Genomic DNA, 25,798 nt, shown 5'->3' with positions numbered 1-25,798 from the left:
ACCCTACTGAGCATGCATCTTTTTAGATGCACGCATGAATCTGTTTATTACTGGTTGATTGAGCCTAGATCGGGATTCTAAGCATCGGGACTAACTGCCCCGATAAGTCGAGAAACTGTATGGCGAGACTAAAAGCGGAACGTGGTAGTGCGCATCGGGATCATCCAAGCCGAAACGAATAACCACATCGTCTAGGAAAGGCACGCCATCTAATTCGACACCTTTGCTTTTGTAGTAATCGGCTACATAGAACACCAATTGATATTTCCCCGGGCGGAAATCATTTCCTGCCAGAATCGGCGCATCGGTACGGCCATCGGAGTTGGTGAGCACGGTCGCCAGCTTTTCTGTTGAGTCTTCGTTTACCTTATAAAGCTCTACCTTGATCTCTGCGCCAGGCAAGCCGTGTGTGGTGTCTAATACGTGTGTTGTTAATCTTCCCATAGTCCTTTAATAGCGCTTTTGGCGCTCCTCTGTTCCGTGGTTTATGTATCCATTTCGACCTTGCAAAAGAGTTCAGCTGGTCACTTTGTTATCACTAACTATGTACGAACTGTACACAATTAGTAAAGCGAATTGTTGGAAAAATGTTAACCATTGTATCTTTTTTTCTGACTTTATAGATCTTTATTATCGTTTTTTTGTGAGGTTGAGTTTTGTTAAGTTGTTGTTTTAAAGTCGGTAAATAGTTCAAATTTAACTTGAATAACAAAATCTTTACATTGAGATAAATAATTGTATACAATAAATGTACAGGGGTAAGGTTGCTCGGTTTTGAAATAACCAATAGCTGAATCATTTCGATGGGTCAGTTGAAGAGCGGCTAAACCAACCACTTATGTTAGGAGTACTTGGATGAATAAGGATTATTCAAGAAATTTGATCGGTTACGGAGCTAATCCTCCCAACCCTCAATGGCCAGGTAATGCGCGCGTCGCGGTTTCTTTTGTATTGAACTATGAAGAGGGCGGTGAGCGTTGTTTGTTACATGGAGACGACGAGTCTGAAGCCTTTCTTTCAGAGATCCCGTCAGCACAGCCGATCAAAGGCGAGCGTCACATCAGCATGGAGTCCATCTATGAGTATGGTAGCCGAGCGGGTGTGTGGCGTGTTCTTCGCTTGTTCGATGAATATGAAATTCCACTGACTGTATTTGCGGTCGCTATGGCAATTGAGCGTCACCCAGACGTAGCTGAAGCCATGGTAGAAGCAGGTCACGAAATCTGTAGCCACGGTTATCGCTGGATAGACTATCAATACATTGATGAGTCAGAAGAGCGCGACCACATGACCAAAGCGATTGAGATCATCCAACAGGTAACGGGTCAACGCCCGCAAGGTTGGTATACCGGTCGCACAGGGCCGAATACTCGTCGTTTAGTTGCAGAAGAAGGTGGCTTCCTTTACGACTCAGATGCCTACGACGATGACCTGCCTTATTGGCACACCGAAACCGGTCATCCACAACTGGTGATCCCTTACACACTTGATGTGAACGATATGCGTTTTTCAACGGCGCAAGGATTCAACTCGGGTGAGCAGTTCTTCCAATATTTAAAAGACACTTTTGACACCCTTTATATGGAAGGCGAAACCGCACCGAAAATGATGTCGGTAGGACTGCATTGTCGTCTTATTGGTCGTCCCGGTCGTATTGCTGCATTGAGACGCTTCTTAGATTACGTAAAACAGCATGACAGCGTGTGGCTATGTCGTCGAATCGATATTGCCAACCACTGGCACAAACATCATCCATACAACGGACAACAAAATTAGAACGAACAGCAAGGAGGCTTAACGTGACTGAATTTCGATCTTGCCAACCAACAACCATGGACCGTGACACTTTTGTCGCGCACTTTGCTGATGTTTACGAGCACAGCCCATGGGTTGCTGAGGCGGTATATGACCAAGGTTTGAATGCCGAAGACGACCACATTGAGAATCTTCATCTAAAAATGGCATCGACCTTGTTGAATGCCGACCAAGGCAAACAGTTGGCTTTGATCAACGCTCACCCAGATTTAGCGGGCAGAGCAGCAGTAAACGGCGAACTCACCGAGTCGTCGACCAAAGAACAAGCGGGGGCGGGCATTGACCAATGCAGCGCCGAAGAATTTGAAAAATTCACTTCTTATAACAACAGCTACAAAAGTCGCTTCAATTTCCCTTTTATCATGGCGGTGAAGGGAGCCAATCGTTACCAAATTCTTGAGTCGTTCGAGATGCGATTAGGAAATGATAGTGAAACTGAGTTTGCTACGGCGATTCAAGAGATCAATAAGATCGCGATGTTTCGTCTCTGGGATATGTAAGTTAACGGAGTTAACAGCTATCTCAGCCCAGTCTTAGTGTGCTAAAGATTTGATTTGTAAAAAGATAAGCCACTAAGTTCTCATTTTATTATTACTTGATTAATTTCATAGGATTACACGGACATGACCCATAAATTTGAACAGTACATAAACCTTGCAGACGAAAAACTCGGCGCAGAAGCTATCTTCGCAACAGACGATTTTTTCGCCGATAAAAGCCGTCTCCTCAGCCACGCAGCACCAGAGTGGAAAGACGACTTATACGACGATAACGGCAAGTGGATGGACGGCTGGGAAAGCAGACGTAAACGCGGCGAAGGTTACGACTACTGTGTCGTTCGCCTTGGTCTAGCTGGCACCATTGCTGGCGTTGATATTGATACCTCATTCTTCACAGGTAACTTCCCACCTTCGGCATCAATCGACGCATGCTATTCACCACAGGGTGAGCCAACAGACTCAACAGAGTGGCAAGAAATTCTGCCTTCAATGGCACTACAGGGTGATCATCATCATTTTGAAGACATCGAAAGCGACCAAGTATTTACGCACCTACGTTTGAACATCTATCCAGACGGTGGTGTTGCACGCCTTCGTGTTTACGGCCGACCAAGCGTTGACTGGGACGCAATAGACTCTCATCAACAGGTGGATCTAGCAGCCGTTGAGCACGGTGGCCGTGCACTGGCATGTAGTGATGAGCACTACGGTAATAAAGCCAACATCTTAGGCCCAGGCCGCGGTGAAAACATGGGTGATGGCTGGGAAACAGCGCGTCGTCGTACGCCGGGTAATGATTGGGTAATCGTGGCATTAGGTCACCCAGGTAATATCGAACGTATCGTTGTGGATACGGCGCACTTTAAAGGTAACTACCCAGACAGCTGCTCAATTCAAGCGGCTTACGTGAAAGGTGGTACCGACGATCAAGTGGAAACACAAAGCCTATTCTGGCGTGAACTACTGCCTGCTCAAAAGCTGCAAGCGCACGAGATTCACGAATTCATTTCTGAGGTAAACGACCTTGGTGCGATTACCCACGTACGTGCAAACATATTCCCAGATGGTGGTATTAGCCGTTTGCGTCTATTTGGTACGAAAGCGAAATAGGTAAGGAAATCAGTATGAGTAATGGAATACGTCGTTTAACTATCGAACCGTTAACTAAGCAAGCTTTTACTGAGTTTGGTGATGTTATCGAGTCTGATAATAGTGATTTCTTCATGATCAACAGTGGCTCAACACGTCGCTACCACAAGCTAGCGACAACGGACGTGCAAGACCAAGGCGGAGAAGCGATCATCAGCATCTTCCAAGCTACGCCGTTGAGCTACCCACTGACCATCAAAATGCTAGAGCGTCATCCACTTGGCTCTCAGGCATTCATTCCATTACTTGGTCAACCCTATTTAATTGTTGTTGCCCCAAAAGGTGGTAACCCATCGTTAGCCAATTGCCGAGCTTTCTTAAGCAACGGCCGTCAAGGAGTGAACTATCACAAAGGGGTGTGGCATCACCCGGTTCTTGCACTCACGGATCAAGACCAGTTCTTGATCGTCGATAGAGGTGGAGAAGGACATAACTGTGATGAAGTTTATTTTGAGAACGACCTGGTGGCATTGCATTTGGAAGATATGCCAACGGAAGACAACAAGGAAGAGCAACGCTTAGCTAAAGCGTTGTGATACAGGAGTTTATTATGGATCCGCATATTACAGAGTGGTTGAATTTAGCGATTCGCTGGATTCACATGATTGTTGGTGTTGCGTGGATAGGCGCATCATTTTACTTTGTTTGGTTAGAGAACAACCTTAACCGAGTTAACCCTAAAACTGGCCTTTCAGGCGACTTATGGGCGATTCACGGCGGTGGTATTTATCACCTAGAGAAGTACAAACTTGCGCCACCAGAAATGCCAGAGCACCTACACTGGTTCAAGTGGGAAGCTTACTTCACATGGATCACAGGCGTGTGTCTACTGGGTGTCGTTTATTACCTCAACGCAGAAATCTACCTGATTGCACCGGGCTCTGGCCTTGATTCAACAACGGCAATCGCGATTGGTATTGGTTCATTCGTTGCTGGTTGGTTTATCTACGACTTACTGTGTGACTCGCCATTAGGAAAAACCCCGGTGTTGCTTGGCGTTGTGCTGTTTGTGCTGCTCGTTGCTGCGACCTATGGCCTAACCCAAGTGTTCAGTGGCCGTGGTGCTTATATCCACGTGGGTGCCATTATCGGTACCATCATGGTGGGTAACGTATTCCGCGTTATCATGCCTGCGCAGCGTAACTTGGTGAAAGCGATTGAAGAGAAACGCGAACCGGATCCGGCACTACCTGCGAAAGGTCTACTGCGCTCTCGTCACAATAACTACATGACACTGCCAGTGCTGTTCATCATGATCAGTAACCACTTCCCAAGCACTTACGGCTCGGAATACAACTGGTTGATCCTTGCTGGCCTGGCAATCTTCAGTATATTGGTACGTCACTACTTCAATACCCGTCATGGCAGTCAGAAGTTCGCATGGACAGTGCCAGTAGCGGCATTGGGTATGATTACTCTCGCGTTTGTTACCTCACCTTACGCGAAAAAACAGATGACCCCGGTAGTGCAAGCACCAGTGGTACAAGAAGTGCAAGTTAGCACGACCGAATCGTCTCCAGAAGAACTTGCTGTGAATAGTACGCCTTCTGCAACGACTGATGATCAACAAGCTCCAGCACACGCAACGCAACCTGCGAGTGCAGGTGTCAGATTTGAAACCATCAACAAGGTCATTCAAGAGCGCTGTTCAGTGTGTCACTCTGCAACGCCTAGCCATGCCGCTTTTGCTGCCGCGCCAGCAGGTGTCATGCTTGATACGCCAGAAGAGATCAAAGCTAATGTACCTAGGATCGTTGCTCAAACCGTAACAACTCAGGTGATGCCTCTTGGTAACATGACTCAAATGACCGACGAAGAGCGAGCACTCATCGGCACTTGGGTAGAACAAGGTGCTACGATTCAATAACCGTACTTTTCAATAACAGTACTCAGAATCCTTTACCTAAGAGCATGAGTCTTAGGTGAGGCTTGGGGAGAGTTTGGTCTTACGGGCACGCGCCAAACTCATCCCACCCTGTTTCCCCGGTTCCTATAACCGGGGCTTTTTGATTTTGGATATCTGACAGGCGCTTCGAGAAGCTATAGTTGTTGCGAAGGGGATTAGATCTTACACCTTGGATTTACATCCGTTTACCGTCTCCACCTTCTTACGTCTTGCTGCGAGTTTCTTCCTTAATTTAAGTCCAGGTCGTTCAATCAAGAAGTATGAAATGAGCGCGCATATGAATACGAGAACAATGTTGATAGGCCAAGTGGCATACCACTCACGAGTCCAAGAATTTAAGAAAGGTTCTTGCCACAGATACAGCGAGTAACTTAATACACCTAGCCACACAGCAAGTTTACTATTTAGGATAGTGAAGCTCAGGCCGTGATTAAACTGGCTATAGCGAAGAATCATAAGTGCAGCACAAACGTTGATTAATGTTTGGCCAAGTACGTAGAACCAAGCTGGGCTCAATTTATAGAGTGCGCTGGGAACTAAAATCATCGCCACAGGCACGACTATGAACCACCTAGAACTAAAACAACTGGGGAGTGTGAACCCAGCCTCTTTCATGTAGGCAATAATACAGCCCATGGCTAGTGCATCTGCAATTGCCTGAAACTCTCGGGTCATCGCTGAGGGGGAACTACCGGCTTCAAACCACATCCAATAGCGAATACAGGGGATAAATAAAACCGCTAATAGGAGCAATGACTTAGCGTGTTGTCGTCCCAATGTCGTGAGTAAAAGTGGCCACAGTAGGTAGAATTGCTCTTCGACCGCAAGTGACCAGGTGTGATTGAGCCACCATTCGCGCTCGTGGTGATAATTCATTGTGTAGGTGACAGCGTGGAATAGGTCGCCCGGTAGCAAAGAGATGATGCCAACGTATTCTGCGATTGCGATACAAAGAATGTAGAAATAAAAAGCAGGGAATAAACGGAACATGCGCCGGATGAAGAATTGGGGAAGATTTATCTTATTGGTTAGCTTAAGTTCACTAAGCAATAGCGTTGTAATTAGGAACCCTGATATAACAAAAAATACTTTTACGCCGAAGTTACCCAAGCTATTGAGTGGCATAAATATTTGGGGAAAGTTAACTGTACCGCACAAGTGCCCTAAACAGACTAGCAATATAGATGCAGCACGCAACCCATCGAGAGATGGAATTCTATTCTCCATGTGACTTTTCCCCTTTTTGCTCGTTGTCTTTCTCAGAGCGTTTCGGTCATCACAATATGGTTTGCAAAGGGAGTGCCATTTATTATTGAGCTTATCTTGTTGTTATATTGAACTTATATTTTAAATCAATTTCTTACTTTCAAATTGCGAGTCAATTTAAGTGGGTACAATACTTTAGGCTTCATATCCGATTGAACTTTTTACCGCTCTTTCTCAATCGAAGGTCGAATGAAGCCTTCTTTCAATCGCTATTTCGTAGATAGTTCCGTATAAGCTACTTGAACTGAACCTCTACCCGTGGCACTTTCTATTCCAAATTAACGTTAGCTAGGAAACAAAATGGAAGACATAGTACTCACATTCTTTAGGTTCGTTGGTGCGTTCTTTCGCATGCTTTTCCAGTTCTTCATTATGGACATCATATGCTTCGGCGTGGGATGGGTTGTATCTAAGGTGTTCACTTTAGGGCGTTTTCCTTCGTTTACGCCTGACGAAAAAGAGCGGGATCGAGTGTCCAATATCGGGGCTATCATTCTATTGTTGTTTCTTTTGGCAATTGGTGTGTTTAACAGCCTTTAATGTACTAGTGCTAATTGAATAGTGAGGATGCATGCAATTTTACCCAGCAGAACAATACCAAGCTGCTTGCCGTGAGATGTTTGAACGATACGAGCGTGATATCAAGAAGCTACTCCCTACCGCGAGAGTAGAGCATGTAGGTGCATCATCCATTCCGTTAGCTTTATCTAAGGGCGATTTAGATATCTTCGTGGGTGTTGAGCTCAACGAGCTTGAGGATGCCGCAGAGCGACTCACAGCACTCGGCTTCAAAGAGAAGCTCGATACGCTAAGAACAACAGAACTGTGCATGCTGGAATCCATATCCTCTGATGATGTGGCATTGCAACTGGTCGCCAATGGTTCTGAGTTTGAGTGCTTTCTAACGTTTCGCGACAGGCTGAGGGCAAGCGCCGATTTAGTCGAAAAATACAATACACTCAAAATGTCTTGTGAAGGTTGGCCACAAGACAAATATCGTAAAAAGAAGTCAGCTTTTATTGAGTCTGTGTTGGGGCGAGAGTAGACGCGATAGTCTTCATTTTTGGTATCACTACTTAGTGAAAAATGCATTTATACAGCGTGTTAAGTCTCCACCTCTTACTTCCAAGTTTTACCTTCGTAAGCGTCCTTCCAATTTATCATTACATCTCTATCTTTATTTTATGCAATGAAACTCACATAAACTGCATTGAATACCTATTGTGACATTTGTGCATGATATGTTTCATTTGATTTTATAAAGCGGCTTTATTTATTGAAAACAAAGTGTTTTTCATACCTATTTCTACGTTTTTTATCAATAAATGAAGCTTTAGTTATCTGAAATCGCACTCTCTACATCAATAATCAACACTACCTTAGGAAAGGGCATGTCTGAAGTCATAGAAAATACACCCACAGTAGTTCTCGCATCTCGATGGTCTCGCTTTTGGGCGCTTTTTATTGATGGCCTCATTTACGCGGCTGCTATGATTCCAGTTGTTTTGTATACCGACTTGTTCGATCGAGCTGCTTCTAACGGAACGATAGATCTACACGAACAAATCATGGTGTTTGTTTATGGCTGGGTGATGTTTCTCTTGTGTCACGGCTACTTACTGCAAAATAAGGGACAAACGATCGGTAAAAATGTAATGGAAATTGCAATTGTTGATATGGATGGCAAACAACTAGGTTTATTCAACATAGTGATCAAACGAATCTTACCGATGAGTATCTTTGTCTATATTCCTGTTGTTGGTCAGTATATATCGACTCTTGATTACCTGTTTGCTTTACGTAAAGACAGACGCTGTTTGCATGACTTAATTGCAGGCACTCAGGTGGTGAGTGTTGCCGTGCCTAGAAACCTCGATTTCAGCACCATCGAATAAAACACAGTTGCCAAAAACTTGATGTTACTTTAAGGATATTATGATCAATCAGCTATTCTCTGCCACTGCAATGTACAGGAACTTACCAAACAATATTTATTATTTAGCTGTGGCTAGAATGATTTTAGGGATGGGTAACTTCATTCTGCCATTCCTTGTCTTACTTTTTACTGACAAGTTGGGATACTCTGCAACGGTAGCTGGCACCTTAGCAATGGCGGGAACGGGCGGATACCTCTTCGGGAGCTTTTTAGGTGGGAGGCTATCGGATAGGTTGGGACATAAAGGAATCATGGTTTTTGGTGAGTTTACGTCTGCAGTCTTGTTGATTGTTTGTGGTTTTTTCGCTGATGATCCTGTCATCGTACCTACGCTGTTGTTGTCGGCCTATTTCTTTGGTGGTTTAGCTCTGCCCGCGAGCAATGCTTTAGTTGCTGATCTTTCCACACCTAAAAATCGTGATGCAGTTATTTCGCTCAGTTATTTAGCGTACAATTTTGGTTCAGCTCTCGGTCCTATCATGGCTGGTTACCTGTTTTGGAATCATACCGAGTGGATATTCTTTGGTAACGGATTGGCTGCTCTTTGCTGTGTTGTTATTGTTGCTACGTTTGTGAAAGTGCAACCTGGATTAGAATCGGACAACGATAGCGAGCTCGAACAGCCGGTCTCAGGCTCTGTTTGGTCCGTTCTACGATCAAGGCCAAGGCTTTTACTATTCACTTTTCTATGCGGATTACTGTGGTACTCATTGAATCAAATGACAATGGCTAGCCCACTGTACTTGAGCCACGTGTTCGGAGAGCAAGGTCCTGTCATTTTTGGGCAACTAATGACTTACGCTTGTGTTTTAGTGGTGCTGATCACACCCATTTTAATGAGGTTAACCTCAAAGAAACTAGAGACAGTTAGCCTTGCTTATGCTGGTTTGATGTTTGCATTTGGTTACATGCTGGTGATGTTATATCCAACCATTCCTGTTCATTTCTTTGCTTGGTTATTTCTTTCTGCAGGCGAGGTTCTCCTTTTAACAAAAGAAGGGGTATACCTAGCAAACAACTCACCGTCGAGCCATCGCGGGCGTATTCAAGGTGTGTTGATTACATTAAGAATGCTTTTTGTTATGCCGAGCTTTGTTGTCATTGGCTATTTTATTGATGATTATGGTTACACCTTTACTTGGCTAAGTGTGGTTTTAATTTCCCTTGCTAGTGCGGTTGGCTTCTATTTTATGTCAGCTAAAGCGCAACGTTCTCCTACATTAGCTATCGACTAGTTTTTTATCAGTTAGCAAACACTATCTATTAATTTTTGGAGGTTAATTATGATTAATATAAGGAAAGCAGCTATATCTGATGCCAAGGATATTTTTGATATTCGCAGTCGTGCCATCCTTGACCAGTGTTCCGCTTATTACTCGGAAGAACAGCTTTCACTATGGACGCCGGGCGAGATGTCAGAGGCATTTATTGCTGACGTGGGAGCAACCTTTTACGTTTCCGAAGTGGATGGCCAAGTGATTGGTAGCGGTAAGATCAATACCCAAACGGGTATGGTTGATGCGATTTTCGTAGACCCTGATTTTTACGGTAAAGGTGCAGCTAAAATGATGTTGCAATTCTTAGAGGGGCTAGCGAATCAACACAACTTGCCTCTAATGAAACTAGAATCGACTCTGAATGCAGCAGCGTTTTATCGTTCGTGTGGCTTTATTGGTGATGAGCTTTCCACTTATCATTCTCCTAGAGGTATCAGCCTCGACTGTATCCCGATGGAAAAGCATTTAATTAAAAGCTAAAGCTTGATTCCTCAGATATGCTGCTAATGCCTGATATGTTCAAATAAACAGCACTAACTCCAATTCTCTGTGCTGTTTTTACTTTCCTCTTACACTCTTTTCTAATATCACTCTTAGTATCAAATCACTCCTTGTTTAACAGCAAGTAACTCATTATGAAGAACTTCTTTGATAGCGAACTCATGCTCTCTAGCTCTTTGAATTTCGTTTTGCTATCACTGGGGCTAACGCTCCTTTTACACCTTCCTCTTTGGTGTGGGTTCAACTTGAGCCGACGAAAATGGAAACGGATGGACTATTTGTGGCCGCTACTGGCGGGTATTGGAATGCTCGGTGCTGTGTCTGAAATTCGTGCCAAAGTCGCAGGTGATTGGGTCGAGACAGAACAAACCAGAGCGGTGGCGATTTTGGAGTCGGTACAGCAGTTTTCTTTGGATAAGTTAAGAAGTGATGTCTGCAATGGACAACCATCATTAGACAATTATGGGCAGCACCATGAAGCGTGTTTGTGGTATTTGAACACCGCGATGACGTTTAAAGATGTGGATTTCACTCTATTGCCAAATGCGGCTGATTTTACGGTTCCTGCGCCTGGTGTTTCATTAGTAGAAAGTGATGCCGTGTGGGTGAGTGGTATGCTGAACCAGTATGAAAAACAGAAAAACCAGTATATTAAGACCAGAGAGGCACAGGTGAAGCAGCCACTAGAAAGTCTCTTTTGGTATGTAAGCCCTTATTTAGTTTGCTTTGCGATAGCCCTGCGACTTACTAAGGTGACGGCGGAGCTTAAACTAGACAAGCTTGGGTAAACTACAGTTTAGTTTCAGTGGGTATGGCTTTCTTTGGCGAAGAAGCCTTTCGTTTTCTTTTCCGTGTTAGTCATTTTATTATTTGGTGGCTAATATTACCGTACCCTAATTTATAGACTTTTTTATTCATTTGTTTTTATTTTTCTTACTGATCTTGTCAAATTTTATATTTCTAGTTCTAAAGTATGATAGTTATATTATTATAAACCGTAAAAAAGTATGTGCCCCAACTTGATTCTAATATATTATTTTATTATGTGTTGTTTTGCTTGTTTTTTATACATAGCATTCTGCCAGCTAAAATACTTATTAAAAATTAAGGTCAGTATATGCTGGAGAAAATTAAATTTACATTTCTATTATTAACCTTGCTGTTTTCTAACTCGGTGCTAAGTTCGACGCTCTTTATCAAAAATAGCTTGGACATGTCTGGAGAAAGTGGCAGCGAGGAGATGAAAGCTTTTTATTCAATTAACAAAGGTGCTTGGGTTGATATTGAACAGCTCGATATGAATGACCCGAGCTCCCTGTCTAATCTCATTGGTTACACTGATGGTGATAGGTTAAGAATCAAAGTTATCACACCGACTAAGCGATTCGTTAGTCAAGGTATGTCGATACCTTACTTCCGTAACTCTCAACCTCATATGTTTGAAATTAAAGGTACGACATTACCGGAAGAAGTGCATATTCAAATAGATGGTGTATTAGGGCGAGGAACGATCAAGCGTGCCTTTACTACCGATTCTGGCTGGCAATATCGTGTCACGACCTGTGGTGGCGCCGGTATTGTGATTGCCTGTGCTGTTGGTGATTATGGTGAGCTAGTAATGCGCTTTGCTGGTATTACAACAATCCCTGTTTTCTCTGGTTCATCTTATATTGATGAGCGATTCTTCGATAAGCTTGAGAAGGGAGAACAGATCGAATTACTCGATAATAAGGGGCACTACTTCAGCGGCTTGTTTTACCATGAGGTGAAAATTTGGGACCGAGAAGCTGGCGAGATTTTTGACCTTAAAGCTGGCGGACTAGGGCTAGGAATGGGTGAAGCAGTCTCAATTAAATTCACGCGTTGGTAATTATAAGTAATGGAAAGAATAATGAAAAAAGTAATTTTATCGCTTAGTGTGTTGTTATTTTCTGGAGTGTTAGGAACAGTCGTTCAAGCGCAAGAAATAGAAACATCTCGTGAGTTATCGTCCATGCATCAGGCTGTTATGGGGCCTTGGAATCTTATTCGTGTTAATGGTGAGCAACCGACGCACCAAGCATCAATACAAATAGCACGAGATAATATTTATGGTCGTACGGGCTGTAACCACTTCGTTACCCAAGTGACGACATTTGAACAAGGCTATTTGGCGTTCACACCAATTGCCAGCACAAGAATGGGCTGTAGTGGAACTCAAGCGATTCAAGAGAATCTGATTTTTGATACGTTCGAAGAGAGCGTTACTGTGGCTTATGACGATGCGGGTGAACAGTTGACGATCATCGGACATGACAATACGTTGGTCTTCGAACCATCAAGCTAGTTTGGATTGTGTCTAATTTGGCGGAGAACCACAGTGTGGTTTGGAATTGATTGGATGTTAAAAAGAGCCTCGATGAGGCTCTTTTTGTTATAGGTTATGAGTTGTCGGTCAAACCAAAGCTCGCATTGGCACTTCGTGGTTTACGCCGTTTTAGTTAGTGGTAATTCACAACCAACGAAGCATTCATATCGTACCCCATGGTCACATCGGTATCGCCATCGACAAGATACACATTGTCTGTGGTCAGTTTTGATGAAATCACACCTTCGACCCAAACTGGATACTGAACGGTTTCTACTTTGTAGCCTTCAGGGTAAGAGACTCTGACAATTTGGTTCGCTGGTGGTGGTGGCATGTGTATACACGCTCCAGCAGTAGGAACTAACAAGAATTCGGTAGCAACGAGGGGCGCTGAGAAAGCAATTGGAACCAGGAATCCAGGTATACGCACCTTCTTACCGTCAAAGTCTTGAGTCAATGTCTCTGATGCTCGCTGTTGATTCGCGATGTATTTCGAACGCAGCTTCATTAATTCATCGGCGCCTAGCCCTTCTGATGTTAATTTTTGCTGCGCTAAGTATGTTGAATACAAGATGTCTCATCAAATGGCTACTTTGCTTTTAAGAACATTTACTTACAGTCAGTTAACTAAAATTGTATCTAACACCAAGTTGTAATTGAGGCCCATAAATCCCGTTATTCTTAGAAGATATCGAGAATGCGGCTTTATCCGTTGCATGGAATCTCGCGCCAAACGTAAAGATCGAATGCTCTCCATTTGCACCTACCATGACATTTGCCTCTACTCGTTGGGTAATCCAGGCTCGAAGCCCAGCGTTGAATTCAATAAAGGTTTTGCTTTTCCCTGGAGCGTAAGATCCTTTGTTGTAGTGAAGCAATAGTTGAGTATTGAGATCGATGGCTTGGTTGATAGGCCCGTAAACTTGAGGCCCGATATAAACGTCATAGTTGTCTTCATCGAGATCGGCATTTGAGCTTACCCCACCCAGAAGCGCAAGGCTGTCATTGATATCTCTCCCCCCTTCCAAACTAATACCATTTGGCTTTGTTTGAATCCCAAGCTCTACAAAATCGGTAGTGAAATTTGCAGCAGACAATGCTTGGTGAGAGAAGGTACATAGCAGTAGAGGTATTAAATTTTTAATTTTCATATGACTTATAAAGACTAAGAGCAGTGGAGTGATGCGTAGATATATTGTTATCTCAGGAAGATGAAGTTCGATGGGAATAAAGTCAAAGTAAGAATATTTTTTCGTTGCACACTTTCGCTGCTTTGTTCAGGGGAGTAAGGCCTTGAATGGAAAACTGAACGGTAGAGTTCGATTTTTGTCATCCACTTTTAGAGAGGCGTGCTCCCACTTTTTTGCTTTGATCGTAAGATAAATCCTGGATTTCAACTTGATATCGACAAGGCAAAAGATAGCAGTATCGGCAGCGTTACCACGCTTAAGAAGTTGCCGAACAACACCATAGAGGCGACCTTGGGTGGCTCTACGTTGAACCTTTCTGCAAACAGGTAATTCATGACTGCGGGTGGCAGCATGGTGAACAGCACCATCATCTGCAAGTGTAGAGTGGGTAGAGGAATGAAGAAGTAGATGATCGTAAAAGCGATCGCTCCAGTGAACAGAGATTGTGCTGTACATAACAAGCCGACTTTCAGACCACTCAGCCTCAAGTTGACCATTTGTGAGCCTAGTGACAACAGCATGATCGGGACAGCAGCTTGCCCAAGTAGCGATGTGGCTTCGTAGATAGGATTCCACACTGCAATGCCGGATAAATTCAGTGTCATTGCTAATAAAGCAGCCAAGAATATTGGCATCTTGAAGATCTGTTTGATCGGGTTACCTTCGCTTAATAACGCTAAGCCTACACTGATATGAACACATGCCGATACCACAAACAGCAGTACCGCTGGGGCTAATGCACTTTCGCCAAAGGTATACGTGAATAGGGGGATTGCAAGGTTGCCGCTATTACGAAACATGTGTGGTGGAGCCCAAGCTTTGAAGTTGAGCTTAAAGATCTTACAGATCGGAATCATCAGCAGTGCGGGTACTAACACCGCAACCAAAGAGGCAGAAATCAGCGGCAGTTGTTCGGTGTCGAGTGGCATGGTGGTCAGCGATGCAAACACCAAAGCAGGAATACAGACATCCATGTTAATGCGATTGATTGGCTTGAAATCGGGCTTAAGCCAACGACCAACTGCAAAGCCAGCACTGGCGAGTGCAAAAACGGGAAACAGAATGCTAACGACCTGTTCGAACATAGAATTCCTTTCTAAGCGTGTGTTGTTTTAAGCGGACAATAGTTTTAAACGGACAATATTTGGCCTACCACCGTCTAACGTACCAACATAACTTGGCTGCGTCATGGGTGTTGAGCACACCACGAGTAATAATTTGTATTTCTTTGAATTAGGGACAAAAAAAGACCAGTGGCATTAGCAACTGGTCTTTTAAGCTAGGCGAATCTGGACGGGTTCTTTAACAACAAAGGTTATCTAGCATGTGTTCATTGTTAGCGCGCTAGCTAACAAGTTTCTTGTAATCTTTGAAGTTGACGTCGTAGGCTTTTTCGCCGTAGATGTAAGTCTCGCTGACGGTTCTGTCGTCACCCAAGCTCATCAGTACAAACAGTTTTTCTTCAAGCTTGGTCGCTTGTTCCATTCTAAAGCGCATCAGTTGTGTCGCATGCAGATCCAGTACCACGAAATCCGCTTCTTTGCCTACTTCTAAGTTACCGATTTTATCTTCTAAATGCAGAGAACGTGCGCCACCTAACGTTGCCAAGAACAGCGATTTAGCAGGGTGAAGTTTCTCTTGTTGAAGTTGCATGATTTTGTACGCTTCGCTCATGGTTTGCAGAATCGAGAAGCTGGTACCAGCGCCAACGTCTGTCCCCATTCCAACACGAATACCGTGCTCTTCCATTTTTGGTAGCTTGAATAAGCCAGAGCCTAAAAACAGGTTGGAAGTAGGGCAGAAGGCGATTGCAGAATCGGTATCCGCTAGGCGTTTGCATTCGCAGTCTGATAGGTGAATACCGTGTGCGAATACAGATCGTTTATGCAGCAAACCATAGTGGTCATACACATCTAAATAGCTGTCGCGTTCTGGGAACAATTCTAGAACCCAGTCGATCTCTTTCTTGTTTTCAGAAAGGTGGGTGTGCATGTATACGTCTGGATACTCTTCGAGTAATTTCCCAACCGTCGCCAACTGTTCTGGCGTACTGGTTGGTGCAAAACGTGGTGTTACTGCGTAGTGTAGGCGACCTCGGTTATGCCATTTCTCGATGAGTTCTTTTGAATCTTCATAGCCAGATTCTGGAGTGTCGGTGAGGTAATCGGGTGCATTGCGATCCATTAAAACCTTACCTGCGATCATACGTAGGTTACGTTTCTCTGCTTCTTCAAAGAACACGTTCACTGACTCTTTGTGTACGGTGCCGAATACAAGAGCTGTTGTGGTACCGTTGCTCGCCAGTTCGTCTAGAAATAGCTTTGCCACTTTGTGTGCGTAGACTGGGTTTTTGAAACGTTTTTCTTCTGGGAAGGTGTAATTCTCTAACCAATCAAGAAGCTGCTCACCGTAAGACGCGATCATCCCCGTTTGAGGGTAGTGGATGTGCGTATCAATAAAACCAGAGGTGATCAGTTTGTCTTTGTATTCTTTTACTTCGAGTGTTTTAGGTTGACGCGCCAATACCTCATCGGCATGACCCAAATCGACGATGTGGCCATTCTCAACTACTAAAACACCGTCTTCAAAATAGTCGTAAGACTCATCGATACCGACGTCTTTTGGGTCGGCTACGCTGTGTAAAATACTGGCGCGATAAGCTTTGCGTTGCGTTGTCATGTTTACTTCCTTTTAATGACTTCAGTAACGTTATGGCTACCGAAGCTTTGCGACTTGTACTAGGCGATCTTCTCTTCCAAAGGTGGTTCGCCTACATCGCTTGGTTGACTGTGTTGCTCGGTCAAATCCTGATTTCGATATTGTTTGGTCGGGCGCTTTTGTTCAAGCGCTTGGCCTTGATAGTGTGCGATCAGTTCACCCGCAACCGATACCGCGATTTCAGCGGGATGTTTGCCATTCACAGCGCTGATGCCAATCGGGCAAATCATAGTTTCAATTTGCTCTTGGCTATAGCCACGCTGCTCTAGGCGGAAGTCAAACTTCTTACGCTTGGTCAGCGAGCCGATCATGCCGAAGTAACGGCTGTCTTCACGGTCGATAATGGCTTTCGTTAAATCGAAATCAAGCTGGTGGTTGTGGGTCATTACTAGGTAGTAGCTGTTCGGTGGCATGTGTTTCACTTCGCCAACCGGATCGTCGGTGACTAGCTTTTTGACACCGTGTGGTAGCGCTTCAGGGAAGACTTCTTCGCGTTCATCAATCCAGGTCACACGGAAGGGCAGGGTCGCGACAATGTGCAGCAATGCCTTTGCCACATGGCCAGCGCCAAACAGCACGAGATGGTTCTGTTGAGTACCAATCGGTTCAAAGCTTAATGTTGCCATTCCGCCACAACATTGGCCTAAACGAGCACCTAGATTGAAGCGTTCTACTTTGAGCGATTTTTCACTGGCAATCAGCATTTCGCGCGCCATTTTAGTGGCCACATGTTCAAGGTGACCACCACCAATCGTAGCGATGATTCGGTCACGAGTGACAAGCATCTTGGTACCCGCATCACGTGGCACTGAGCCTCTGTCTTCAAGCACTGTCACCATGACACATGGTTCGTAGTTCTCTTCCAGTTTTGCCAGTTCGTGAATCCAATTATCCTTAAACATATGTCCTCCTAAATCCCTTCTATGCTTCCTAAGCTGTTTATTACGTCCTAAGCCGTACCTATCAGCTCTAAGCCGTTTCTGATTGAGCATCGACCGAGGTCGGGGCTGTTTCAGAGACTTCCTGAATCGCCATCAGAATACGCTCTGGCGTTGCCGGTGTGTTGAGCTTAGGAATCGCGCCATCGACAGCGACATAGCTAATCGCATCTTTTAGTGCGCTCCATACCGACATACCTAACATGAAAGGTGGCTCACCCACGGCTTTCGAGTTGAATACTGTGTCTTCTGGGTTGCTGCGGTTTTCCAAAAGGTGCGTTCTGAAATCAATTGGCATATCAGCAATCGCAGGGATTTTGTAGCTTGCAGGGCCGTTGGTCATTAAGCGGCCTTGCTGGTTCCACACCAACTCTTCCGTTGTTAACCAACCGACACCTTGCACAAAGCCACCTTCGACTTGGCCGATATCAATCGCCGGGTTCAATGAAGCGCCCACGTCATGCAGAATATCAACACGCAGAATTTTGTTTTCACCGGTTAGGGTATCGATGATGACTTCTGAACAAGAAGCACCATAGGCGTAGTAGTAGAACGGACGACCACGCGCCTTCTCGTGATCGTAATAGATCTTCGGAGTGCGATAGAAGCCAGTGCTTGATAGCGAGATTTGGTTGAACCAAGCCAGTTCAACAAATGAGTTGAAGGTCATGAGCTCATCGCGGATCTGCACCATGCCGTTCTTAAATACTACCTCTTCTGGAGACACTTTGAAGTGTGCAGAAGCGAAGTCGATCAGGCGCTGCTTAATGGTTATTGCTGCGTTTTGCGCGGCTTTACCGTTGAGGTCGGCGCCCGATGAGGCTGCGGTTGGTGATGTGTTCGGAACTTTGTCTGTGTTTGTAGCGGTGATCTGTATACGTTCGACATCGACTTGGAACTCCTGTGCAACGATTTGTGCCACTTTGATGTTCAAGCCTTGCCCCATTTCCGTACCACCGTGATTCAAATGAATACTGCCATCGGTGTAGATATGGATAAGCGCACCTGCTTGGTTCAAGAAAGTCGCAGTAAACGAGATGCCGAATTTCACCGGTGTGATAGCAAGACCTTTCTTCAAGATAGGGCTCTGCTTGTTGAACTCAGCGATTTCTTTACGACGTGCGTGATAGTCACTGCTGCGTTCAAGCTGTTCGGTTATCTCAGGTAAAAAGTTGTCTTCAACGGTTTGGTAGTAATGGGTTACGTTACGGCCTTCTTCGCCGTAGTAGTTCGCCTTGCGTACTTCCAAAGGATCTTTTTTCAGGTAACGCGCAATCTCGTCCATGATGTGTTCAATGGTCATCATGCCTTGCGGGCCACCAAAGCCACGGTAAGCGGTGTTCGACGCTGTGTTGGTTTTGCATCGATGACCAACCACAGTTGCATCGCCTAGGTAGTAAGCGTTGTCTGAGTGGAACATTGCACGGTCGACGATAGAGCTTGATAAGTCTGGTGAGTAACCACAGTTACCTGCAACCGTAATATCAGCACCTTGAATCACACCATTGTCGTCAAAACCGACGGTGTATTGGTTGTAAAACGGGTGTCGTTTACCGGTTTGTTGCATGTCTTCGTTACGCAGTAGGCGCATTTTGGTCGGTCGGCCTGTAAGGTGGGCAATCACCGCTGCCATACAGGCAGGAGAGGCTGCTTGAGTCTCTTTGCCACCGAAACCACCACCCATACGACGCATATCGATCACGACTTTGTGCATCGGTACGCCAATCACTTCCGCGACCAGTTTTTGTACTTCGGTCGGGTTTTGTGTTGAGGTGTAGACGATCATGCCGCCATCTTCGGTTGGCATTACGCTACTGATTTGAGTTTCTAGGTAGAAGTGCTCTTGGCCGCCGATCTCTAGGTCACCAGAGATCACGTGTTTCGCTTTTTTCAGTGCTGCTTTTGAGTCACCACGCTGTTGAGTGTGGCTTTCTGTTACGAAGTGCTCTTTCTCTAGCGCTTCTTTGACATCAAGAATGGCAGGTAGCTCTTCGTATTCAATAATCGCTGCGTGCGCGGCTTTGCGTGCCGTTTCTAGATCGTTCGCTGCTACAGCAATCACGGGTTGGCCGTAATATTCTACTTTGCCGTCGGCAAGCAGTGGGTCACCCGGTAGGATTGCACCGATATCCAGCTCACCCGGAACGTCTTTGGCTTGGATAGCAATGGCTACACCATCAAATTCGTAACACGGTGAAACGTCGATCTTAGTGATCTTCGCATGTGCTTGAGTACTCAGGCGTGCGTACACGTGCAGTTGATTGGGAAACTCTAGGCGGTCATCAATGTATACCGCTTCGCCCGTTACTTGTTTGGCTGCACTGTCGTGTTTAACGCTCTTACCCACGCCAGTTTTTAGGTCTTGTTTTGCAATGGCAACCATCTCTTCGTGGGTCATCGCATGCTTGTTTGAATTAGACATAAGACGTTACCCTTGTTTCGATTTGGTTGTTTTTATTCTGTTGTTCAATGAAGTAGCGACGCAGCATGTTGGCCGCCGACAATGAACGGTATTCTTGGCTTGCACGGAAATCAGATAGCGGTTCAAAGTCGTTATACAGTTCTTGCATCGCGAACTTAATATTAGCGTCTGTCCATGGTTTGCCTAATAACGTATTTTCACAACGGGTTGCGCGCTTAGGCGTTGCAGCCATACCACCAAAGGCGATACGAGCGTGTGTTACCTTGCCTTCTTCGACTTGAATATCGAACGCACCACATACTGCAGAGATGTCATCGTCTAAACGTTTAGACAGCTTGTAAGCTCGGAAGCTGTCGTTGGTTGGCTTAGGAATGATGATTTGCTCAATGAATTCACTCTCTTTTTGAGCTGTCACCTTGTAGCTGATGAAGTAATCTTCGATCGGCATGATGCGTGACTCATCACCACAGCGCAGTTTGATTTTCGCGTTAAGCGCAATCAGCAGGGGAGGCGTATCACCGATAGGCGAAGCATTGGCAACATTGCCGCCGATGGTGCCTTGGTTACGCACTTGCAGCGAAGCAAAGCGGTGTAACAGTTCACCAAAATCTGGGTAGTGTTTTTTCAGTAGTGAGTAAGAGTCACTGATTGGAAGGTTGGCACCAATGATTAAGTCGGTGTCGGTCTCTTCACATACCTTCATGTCTTCAACAAGGTTTACGCTGATCAGTGTTTCTATCTCGCGGTGGAATTGCGTCACTTCCAGTGCTAAATCCGTGCCGCCAGCAACCAGCTTAGCGTTCGGGTGGGCTTGGAAAAGCTTGGCCAACTCATCAGTGCTTTTCGGGGAAAAAGCGGTGAGGTGACCAAGGCGTAGGTTGGCTTCGGTGTCTTGAATATCTTCTAGCTTCTTGATGGTGTTGCGTTCAAGTTCAGCAAATTGGTCGATCAAAGGTTGGTCTGTTGAGAGCGACATCGCGGCATCAACAATAGGTCGGTAGCCTGTACAGCGACATAGGTTACCCGCCAGTGATTCCATGACATCTTCTTTGCTCGCATCGGGTTTGTTCTTGCCTAGCGCAAACATTGACATGATGAAGCCCGGCGTACAGTAACCACATTGTGAACCGTGAAAATCAACCACAGCTTTCTGTACAGGGTGCAGTGACTTGTCTCGGTTTTGTAGATCTTCTACTGTGATTAGCTGTTTGCCGTGCAGCGCTGAAACGAACGTAAGGCAAGAGTTCACCGAGCGGTATTGCAGCTGTCCATCCACCACTTCACCCAGAACTACCGTACATGCGCCACAGTCACCCGACCCACAACCTTCTTTGGTACCGGTTTTATTAACCTTGGTACGAAGGTAATTGAGCACTGTCATATTCGGCGACAGATTGTCTTCACGTCTTATTTCCTGATTGAGCAAAAAAGTAATCAAGAGACCTCCTTGTAAATCGACATATTTCCATGTGTATTCTTTTTGACTTCTAGGTCAATAATTATCCATCCTGACCCTGCGGTCAACTATTTATTTACAAAAATGCAACAATGTTAAGGTTTTATTGATTGTATACAATTTGATTTTGGCTGTAGTTGTTTGTTTTATTGGGATTTAAATTGGAAGTGTTGACTTTTATGGTGTGAATGAATTAATGGCTATGTATACAAAATAAAGACAAGATTTTTGGCATTAGGGAGCAAATGCTATAGAGGCTAAGAGCACTATTTAGGGCAGAATAGAGAGTGTTTGAGGTGAAATGAGTCGATCTTCGCGTCTGTCATTATGGGAAAGGCATAAAAAAAGAGAAGTAAACACAGAGGCTTACTTCTCTCCCGTCTTGTTAATAAAAAGTTATTAACAGAAAGTTGTTAGAGCTGGATTGAAATAGTTAGCTCGTTATGATTTGTTCTTAAGTAAATCTGAGAACACAACATGCAGGTCGCTCGATGCGGTGCTGCTGTCTAGGTTGAGCTTGGAACGAATGTGGCTCAAATGCTCTTTCATCAATTCGACGGCTTGTTCTTCATCGCCAGACTCAATGGCATCAAGCAATCCTTCATGCTCATCCAAAGAACAGTTCGAGTGATTACCTGTCTCGTATTGAGCGATAAGCAGTGAGGTTTGTGATACTAGGCTGCGTTGGAAAGCGAGCAGTGGTGCATTTTCTGCCATTTCTGCCAGTTTGATGTGGAACTCACCAGACAAACGTAATCCAGAGCCGTAATCACCTTGGTCAAAGGCACAGTTCTCTTTTGCGACCAATTTTCTGCACTCTTCGATTTGAGCTTTGGTTGCGTTTTTTACGGCAAGCTCTGTGATTGCAAGCTCCATCACTTCACGTGCTTTAAATATCTGTTTGGCTTCGTCTACCGTTGGTGCTGCAATCATGGCCCCTCGGTTTGGACGGATCACCACAACCTGTTCTAAAGAGAGACGTAACAAGGCACGGCGAATGATAGTGCGGCTAACGCCAAAGATTTCTGCTAACGCTTCTTCGCTTAATTTGGTGGCTGGTGGCAGTCTTTGTTCTAGTATCGCGTCGAAGATATGGCAGTAAACAACATCGTCTTGAGTCTGGCCTGTTACTTTTGTTTTTACACCTTTGGAGACAGAATTTTTGAGAGCTGTCATAGAGATAAGGGCCCTTGTTTAGTCGAGTTGGGTTGGTCGAGAATAATTCATGAGTGTTACTCTATATTGTATACATTTATCTATACAATGCCACCGGATGAAAGTGCGATGCACGCTTATTTGTTAATGACTTATAACATTTAGTTTGCAGGGAACTGTGTGCAATCTAAAGCTTTAATCCATTCTTATTTAACTAGACGCGATTATCGCCACAGCTGTAGGCGACGATCTGGCTTATTTCGCTCAGGGTACGACCTGATTGCTGCTGCCACTCGTTGAAAGCCTTACTTGCCGCGACTTGTGCTCGTTTGGTGTTACGACCGCTATCAATCACATCTGTGCTGCGCAGGTGCGCTTCAACGTCAGAAGATAAGATAAACGTGTCTTTTCCCATTTGGCGCAAGGTGTAAGCACCTGTGTTACCACCTAATCGCTTGCCGTGTTTCTTCAGATAATCCCAAAGTTCTGTGATGCGTTCTGATGGCCAGTCGGCAACCATTTGTGAGAAGGAATCCGCTTCACGCTTGGCATTGTGGATCATCATTGCGTTGGCAGGGATGGTCATCACCTTGGTGAGGTGGCGAATAATGCGTGGATCTTGCGCTTTTTGTTCCCACATCTCATTTGGCAGCATCAGCATTTTTTCGATATTGAATTCAAAGAACACTTCTTCAAATTGCGGCCATTTCTTTCTCACCACATTCCACGAAATACCACACTGGAATACCTTCTCGGTAAAAGCGGCTAGCCAACGGTCGTCGGTAATTTGTGATAACTCGGTCTGTGAAAGAGGCGCACGAACAATCTTTTCGAGCTCTGCTGCGCCACCTTTACGGTGAGCGGCACGTTGGTAAATGGTGTCGAATTTTTCTTGGGTCATTGAAGGTTCCAAATTACATCTGTGTAGCCAATGCTTAATGATATGGGGTCGAATCTGGCAATTAAAACGATTCTGTTAACGAAAGTAAGTCTGTTAATTAAAACGATCAAGCCGAGTAAAACACGCTAGCTGAGCTTTAATTCCATCTGATACAAGGGCCAGGTATTGCCATTGAATTCTTTGAATTTTGGTTCTTTGTCTACCACTTGAAAGCCCGCTTTGTCGTAGCAACGTTTCGCACCGTGATTCTGTTGGAATACCGCTAAGCTGATGGTGGTGACATCAGGGATTTGTTTTGCGGCTTCTAATGCACTTTCTATCATGGACTGCCCAAACCCTTTACCACGCTGACTTGGGTGAATGGCCACTCGGCAGAATCGAAGTTCACTGTCTGACATACGTTGAAACTCCATAAACCCGATCAGTTCTGAGTTATTGCCGTTCGAACTCAGTTCAGAGAGAGCACTAGATTCAGAGAAGGTATAGAGCTCGACATGGGACTCTTGAGAACGTTCGATGATGGAAGAGGCCTCTAACGGCCAACCAAAGGTTCGCCCTCCCCACAGTACGTAGTCTTCGAGGGATGTAAACCAAGTGACGATCTCGTCGGCGTCGGATGCTTTAAAGCGGTTTATTTCCATATCCTTTTTCTCCTTGTCGTGTGTCCTTTTTCTAAGCTGCTAATTCTAAGCGGCTAAACTTCCGCACCCAACTGCTCAAGAAAGCCACGCATGTAGTCGGTGCGCTTGTTGGCTTCTAACTTGGCGGACTCTGTATTCATGGTTTCAGCGAGCTTAGACAGCTTCACGTAGAAGTGGTCGACGCTGTAATGCTTGTCATCTAAGTCACGATGTTCCGCGAACGGGTCTTCGTGATTATAGAGTTCAGCGTTAAAGCTCTGACCCACATACAAACAGCGAGCGATACCAATTGCACCGAGAGAATCAAGGCGATCGGCATCTTGGACGATCTGAGCTTCTAAGGTTTCAGGTGTGATGTTGGCGCTGTAGCTGTGCGTGACAATGGCATGATGGATCTCATCAAGATAGGACGTGGGATAGTCGATAGATTTGAGGAAAGAGATCGCCTTATCTGCTGCCATTGTTGAGCTTTGGGCTCTGTCTAGGTGGTTCTTAGGAAAAGTGAAGCAATCATGAAGATAAGCTGCGGGTAACACGACTTCAAGCTTAGCTTGTTCTTGATCGCACAAAGCTTTTGCGGTTTTGACGACACGCTTAATATGGCTGATGTCGTGTGCTGCATCTTGTGTCATTTCTTGCTGTGCAAACTCAAGCAGTTGGTCTTCAAACTTTTCCTTCACGCGTCTCTGTCTCCATATTTAGACGTTAGCAATCTTGCTGATTACTTAGCATTTATCCCAAATCGACTTTAACAGTTTCAAGCGCGAGTTTTTATCTTTTATAAAAACTATACCAACAAAAAAACCGACTCTGTGAGTCGGCTTAATAGAGAGGCTTGTCTACATTGATAAAAGCATTATCAACGGCAGTGAGAGCCTAAGCTGCAGCTTGTTGAAGCTGTGCTAGTACATCATGTAGAGAAGGGCTGATGGTGTGTCCAAGCGCTTTTACTTCGTCACATGGCTCTACTAAATCAGGGATCTGGAAACTGATCATGTTGGCTGCCATAGAAGCGCGAATGCCGTTGTTTGAATCTTCAAACGCCAAGCAAGTTTCAGGCGCAACACCTAGGCGTTCTGCCGCCAATAAGTAGATCTCTGGGTGAGGCTTACCGTGAGTCACTTCGCAGCCTGTGCTTAGTGAAGTGAAGTAAGAATCTAGGCCTGCTAGCTCGAGCTTCTTCTTTGCGATATCTAGCTGAGTTGAGGTTGCCACCGCGATTGGAATGTCATTCGACTTTAGCCATTCAAGCAGCTCAATCACGCCATCTTTTACTGGGATGGCTTGGTTTTTAACTATCGCACTATAGCGGGTGCGCCATTCATTATTCAGTGCTGGGTAGTCTAGGTTTTCACCGTAGCCATTTCGAAAAATCTGTTCGATGGTTTTTGCGTTACAACCAATGATGCCTAGGTAAACATCTTGTAAAAACGGAACACCTTGCGCGTGACATGCTTCTTCAAAAACCTGCATACAAAGTCGCTCGGTGTCGAGCAGCAGTCCATCCATATCAAAAATAGCAGCTTGAAAATTCATATTCGTGGTTCTTTCTGTATTGTCATCGTAAGGGCGGGTATTTTGACACAGTGTATGGGGATAGGCGAGTTAGAGTTAAGTCAAAATGGCAATAATTGTATTACAAAAATTGAGGAGAATAGGGGGAGTCCGTTATGGGTTTCT

General features: G+C 45.0%; 27 protein-coding genes. 13 read left to right on the top strand and 14 right to left on the bottom strand.

Annotated elements, in window-relative coordinates:
- Window positions 1–90: 90 nt before the first annotated feature.
- The gene (gene uraH, locus F0228_RS02240; RefSeq protein ID WP_061033007.1) at window positions 91–444 is read right to left on the bottom strand and encodes a hydroxyisourate hydrolase; all 354 of its coding nucleotides are present in this window, start codon (window positions 442–444) and stop codon (window positions 91–93) included.
- A gap of 411 nt (window positions 445–855) precedes the next feature.
- Between uraH and puuE the strand changes: the two genes are divergently transcribed.
- The 5 genes from puuE to F0228_RS02215 all read left to right on the top strand — a co-directional run bounded on the left by puuE (window position 856) and on the right by F0228_RS02215 (window position 5,331).
- Entirely contained in the window at window positions 856–1,776 is a 921-nt protein-coding gene (gene puuE, locus F0228_RS02235; RefSeq protein ID WP_004737477.1) for an allantoinase PuuE, read from the top strand.
- 23 nt (window positions 1,777–1,799) lie between these two features.
- Complete coding sequence (gene uraD, locus F0228_RS02230) at window positions 1,800–2,315, top strand: 2-oxo-4-hydroxy-4-carboxy-5-ureidoimidazoline decarboxylase (protein ID WP_061033009.1); 516 nt, start codon at window positions 1,800–1,802, stop codon at window positions 2,313–2,315.
- A 123-nt stretch (window positions 2,316–2,438) separates the two neighbouring features.
- Entirely contained in the window at window positions 2,439–3,425 is a 987-nt protein-coding gene (gene alc, locus F0228_RS02225) for an allantoicase (protein ID WP_061033010.1), read from the top strand.
- Between the two features lie 14 nt (window positions 3,426–3,439).
- Entirely contained in the window at window positions 3,440–4,000 is a 561-nt protein-coding gene (locus F0228_RS02220; protein WP_061033011.1) for an ureidoglycolate lyase, read from the top strand.
- A gap of 14 nt (window positions 4,001–4,014) precedes the next feature.
- Window positions 4,015–5,331, top strand: a complete 1,317-nt coding sequence (locus F0228_RS02215; protein ID WP_171761826.1) for a urate hydroxylase PuuD — start codon at window positions 4,015–4,017, stop codon at window positions 5,329–5,331.
- A 201-nt stretch (window positions 5,332–5,532) separates the two neighbouring features.
- Here the strand turns inward: F0228_RS02215 and F0228_RS02210 are convergent, their stop codons facing one another.
- On the bottom strand, window positions 5,533–6,597 hold the full coding sequence (locus F0228_RS02210) for an acyltransferase (protein ID WP_171761825.1): 1,065 nt from the start codon (window positions 6,595–6,597) through the stop codon (window positions 5,533–5,535).
- A 339-nt stretch (window positions 6,598–6,936) separates the two neighbouring features.
- Here F0228_RS02210 and F0228_RS02205 point away from each other — a divergent pair, with 339 nt between their 5' ends.
- From F0228_RS02205 to F0228_RS02170, 8 genes are all read left to right on the top strand, one after another.
- Window positions 6,937–7,176, top strand: a complete 240-nt coding sequence (locus F0228_RS02205; RefSeq protein WP_105058771.1) for a hypothetical protein — start codon at window positions 6,937–6,939, stop codon at window positions 7,174–7,176.
- A gap of 31 nt (window positions 7,177–7,207) precedes the next feature.
- Window positions 7,208–7,681, top strand: a complete 474-nt coding sequence (locus F0228_RS02200; RefSeq protein WP_105058772.1) for a GrpB family protein — start codon at window positions 7,208–7,210, stop codon at window positions 7,679–7,681.
- Window positions 7,682–8,027: 346 nt separating this feature from the next.
- Entirely contained in the window at window positions 8,028–8,531 is a 504-nt protein-coding gene (locus tag F0228_RS02195; RefSeq protein ID WP_105058773.1) for an RDD family protein, read from the top strand.
- Window positions 8,532–8,571: 40 nt separating this feature from the next.
- Window positions 8,572–9,807: an MFS transporter gene (locus F0228_RS02190; protein ID WP_171761824.1), complete on the top strand. Its 1,236-nt coding sequence runs from the start codon at window positions 8,572–8,574 to the stop codon at window positions 9,805–9,807.
- Between the two features lie 48 nt (window positions 9,808–9,855).
- A complete protein-coding gene (locus F0228_RS02185; protein ID WP_061033017.1) occupies window positions 9,856–10,329 on the top strand; it encodes a GNAT family N-acetyltransferase in 474 nt (157 codons plus the stop codon).
- Window positions 10,330–10,484: 155 nt separating this feature from the next.
- Entirely contained in the window at window positions 10,485–11,138 is a 654-nt protein-coding gene (locus tag F0228_RS02180) for a hypothetical protein (RefSeq protein ID WP_171761823.1), read from the top strand.
- 425 nt (window positions 11,139–11,563) lie between these two features.
- Window positions 11,564–12,220 (top strand): hypothetical protein, encoded by a 657-nt coding sequence (locus F0228_RS02175; RefSeq protein WP_253820270.1) that lies wholly within the window; start codon window positions 11,564–11,566, stop codon window positions 12,218–12,220.
- 21 nt (window positions 12,221–12,241) lie between these two features.
- Window positions 12,242–12,676, top strand: a complete 435-nt coding sequence (locus F0228_RS02170; protein ID WP_061033019.1) for an META domain-containing protein — start codon at window positions 12,242–12,244, stop codon at window positions 12,674–12,676.
- A 154-nt stretch (window positions 12,677–12,830) separates the two neighbouring features.
- On the opposite strand, the gene F0228_RS02165 is transcribed toward F0228_RS02170, so the two are convergent.
- From F0228_RS02165 to F0228_RS02110, 12 genes are all read right to left on the bottom strand, one after another.
- Window positions 12,831–13,268: a DUF3299 domain-containing protein gene (locus F0228_RS02165; RefSeq protein ID WP_244268257.1), complete on the bottom strand. Its 438-nt coding sequence runs from the start codon at window positions 13,266–13,268 to the stop codon at window positions 12,831–12,833.
- A 52-nt stretch (window positions 13,269–13,320) separates the two neighbouring features.
- Window positions 13,321–13,848 carry a hypothetical protein gene (locus tag F0228_RS02160; RefSeq protein WP_061033020.1) on the bottom strand — a complete coding sequence of 176 codons (528 nt, stop codon included), beginning with the start codon at window positions 13,846–13,848 and terminating at the stop codon, window positions 13,321–13,323.
- Between the two features lie 242 nt (window positions 13,849–14,090).
- Window positions 14,091–14,972 (bottom strand): AEC family transporter, encoded by an 882-nt coding sequence (locus tag F0228_RS02155; RefSeq protein ID WP_171761821.1) that lies wholly within the window; start codon window positions 14,970–14,972, stop codon window positions 14,091–14,093.
- Window positions 14,973–15,231: 259 nt separating this feature from the next.
- On the bottom strand, window positions 15,232–16,566 hold the full coding sequence (gene guaD / locus F0228_RS02150; protein WP_171761820.1) for a guanine deaminase: 1,335 nt from the start codon (window positions 16,564–16,566) through the stop codon (window positions 15,232–15,234).
- A 59-nt stretch (window positions 16,567–16,625) separates the two neighbouring features.
- A complete protein-coding gene (gene xdhC / locus F0228_RS02145; RefSeq protein ID WP_171761819.1) occupies window positions 16,626–17,507 on the bottom strand; it encodes a xanthine dehydrogenase accessory protein XdhC in 882 nt (293 codons plus the stop codon).
- A gap of 67 nt (window positions 17,508–17,574) precedes the next feature.
- A complete protein-coding gene (gene xdhB, locus F0228_RS02140) occupies window positions 17,575–19,965 on the bottom strand; it encodes a xanthine dehydrogenase molybdopterin binding subunit (protein ID WP_171761818.1) in 2,391 nt (796 codons plus the stop codon).
- The gene (gene xdhA, locus F0228_RS02135) at window positions 19,958–21,403 is read right to left on the bottom strand and encodes a xanthine dehydrogenase small subunit (RefSeq protein WP_171761817.1); all 1,446 of its coding nucleotides are present in this window, start codon (window positions 21,401–21,403) and stop codon (window positions 19,958–19,960) included. The genes xdhB and xdhA overlap by 8 nt, the downstream gene beginning before the upstream one ends.
- A 459-nt stretch (window positions 21,404–21,862) precedes the next feature.
- Entirely contained in the window at window positions 21,863–22,597 is a 735-nt protein-coding gene (locus F0228_RS02130; RefSeq protein WP_017630710.1) for a GntR family transcriptional regulator, read from the bottom strand.
- A gap of 193 nt (window positions 22,598–22,790) precedes the next feature.
- Complete coding sequence (locus tag F0228_RS02125) at window positions 22,791–23,477, bottom strand: DNA-3-methyladenine glycosylase I (RefSeq protein ID WP_061033026.1); 687 nt, start codon at window positions 23,475–23,477, stop codon at window positions 22,791–22,793.
- A gap of 125 nt (window positions 23,478–23,602) precedes the next feature.
- Window positions 23,603–24,118, bottom strand: coding sequence for an N-acetyltransferase (locus F0228_RS02120; protein ID WP_171730959.1), 516 nt, complete (start codon window positions 24,116–24,118; stop codon window positions 23,603–23,605).
- A 53-nt stretch (window positions 24,119–24,171) separates the two neighbouring features.
- Entirely contained in the window at window positions 24,172–24,798 is a 627-nt protein-coding gene (locus tag F0228_RS02115) for an HD domain-containing protein (protein ID WP_171761816.1), read from the bottom strand.
- A gap of 196 nt (window positions 24,799–24,994) precedes the next feature.
- Window positions 24,995–25,654, bottom strand: coding sequence for an HAD family phosphatase (locus tag F0228_RS02110; protein WP_008221043.1), 660 nt, complete (start codon window positions 25,652–25,654; stop codon window positions 24,995–24,997).
- Window positions 25,655–25,798 lie beyond the last annotated feature (144 nt).

Source organism: Vibrio sp. 99K-1 (assembly GCF_013114585.1).
Classification (GTDB): domain Bacteria; phylum Pseudomonadota; class Gammaproteobacteria; order Enterobacterales; family Vibrionaceae; genus Vibrio; species Vibrio chagasii_B.
Note: the sequence above shows the minus strand (reverse complement) of the source record. Positions and strands in the feature narration are given on the sequence as shown.

Excerpts from the sequence above, each read along its gene's own strand:
- xdhC (WP_171761819.1), bottom strand. The coding sequence starts at position 17,507 with ATGTTTAAGGATAATTGGATTCACGAACTGGCAAAACTGGAAGAGAAC.
- F0228_RS02160 (WP_061033020.1), bottom strand. The coding sequence starts at position 13,848 with ATGAAAATTAAAAATTTAATACCTCTACTGCTATGTACCTTCTCTCAC.
- F0228_RS02215 (WP_171761826.1), top strand. The coding sequence starts at position 4,015 with ATGGATCCGCATATTACAGAGTGGTTGAATTTAGCGATTCGCTGGATT.
- guaD (WP_171761820.1), bottom strand. The coding sequence starts at position 16,566 with ATGACAACGCAACGCAAAGCTTATCGCGCCAGTATTTTACACAGCGTA.
- F0228_RS02180 (WP_171761823.1), top strand. The coding sequence starts at position 10,485 with ATGAAGAACTTCTTTGATAGCGAACTCATGCTCTCTAGCTCTTTGAAT.
- alc (WP_061033010.1), top strand. The coding sequence starts at position 2,439 with ATGACCCATAAATTTGAACAGTACATAAACCTTGCAGACGAAAAACTC.
- F0228_RS02110 (WP_008221043.1), bottom strand. The coding sequence starts at position 25,654 with ATGAATTTTCAAGCTGCTATTTTTGATATGGATGGACTGCTGCTCGAC.
- F0228_RS02155 (WP_171761821.1), bottom strand. The coding sequence starts at position 14,972 with ATGTTCGAACAGGTCGTTAGCATTCTGTTTCCCGTTTTTGCACTCGCC.
- puuE (WP_004737477.1), top strand. The coding sequence starts at position 856 with ATGAATAAGGATTATTCAAGAAATTTGATCGGTTACGGAGCTAATCCT.
- uraH (WP_061033007.1), bottom strand. The coding sequence starts at position 444 with ATGGGAAGATTAACAACACACGTATTAGACACCACACACGGCTTGCCT.
- F0228_RS02130 (WP_017630710.1), bottom strand. The coding sequence starts at position 22,597 with ATGACAGCTCTCAAAAATTCTGTCTCCAAAGGTGTAAAAACAAAAGTA.
- F0228_RS02210 (WP_171761825.1), bottom strand. The coding sequence starts at position 6,597 with ATGGAGAATAGAATTCCATCTCTCGATGGGTTGCGTGCTGCATCTATA.
- F0228_RS02200 (WP_105058772.1), top strand. The coding sequence starts at position 7,208 with ATGCAATTTTACCCAGCAGAACAATACCAAGCTGCTTGCCGTGAGATG.
- F0228_RS02205 (WP_105058771.1), top strand. The coding sequence starts at position 6,937 with ATGGAAGACATAGTACTCACATTCTTTAGGTTCGTTGGTGCGTTCTTT.
- F0228_RS02190 (WP_171761824.1), top strand. The coding sequence starts at position 8,572 with ATGATCAATCAGCTATTCTCTGCCACTGCAATGTACAGGAACTTACCA.
- F0228_RS02220 (WP_061033011.1), top strand. The coding sequence starts at position 3,440 with ATGAGTAATGGAATACGTCGTTTAACTATCGAACCGTTAACTAAGCAA.
- F0228_RS02175 (WP_253820270.1), top strand. The coding sequence starts at position 11,564 with ATGTCTGGAGAAAGTGGCAGCGAGGAGATGAAAGCTTTTTATTCAATT.
- xdhB (WP_171761818.1), bottom strand. The coding sequence starts at position 19,965 with ATGTCTAATTCAAACAAGCATGCGATGACCCACGAAGAGATGGTTGCC.
- F0228_RS02120 (WP_171730959.1), bottom strand. The coding sequence starts at position 24,118 with ATGGAAATAAACCGCTTTAAAGCATCCGACGCCGACGAGATCGTCACT.
- F0228_RS02185 (WP_061033017.1), top strand. The coding sequence starts at position 9,856 with ATGATTAATATAAGGAAAGCAGCTATATCTGATGCCAAGGATATTTTT.
- F0228_RS02170 (WP_061033019.1), top strand. The coding sequence starts at position 12,242 with ATGAAAAAAGTAATTTTATCGCTTAGTGTGTTGTTATTTTCTGGAGTG.
- F0228_RS02195 (WP_105058773.1), top strand. The coding sequence starts at position 8,028 with ATGTCTGAAGTCATAGAAAATACACCCACAGTAGTTCTCGCATCTCGA.
- F0228_RS02125 (WP_061033026.1), bottom strand. The coding sequence starts at position 23,477 with ATGACCCAAGAAAAATTCGACACCATTTACCAACGTGCCGCTCACCGT.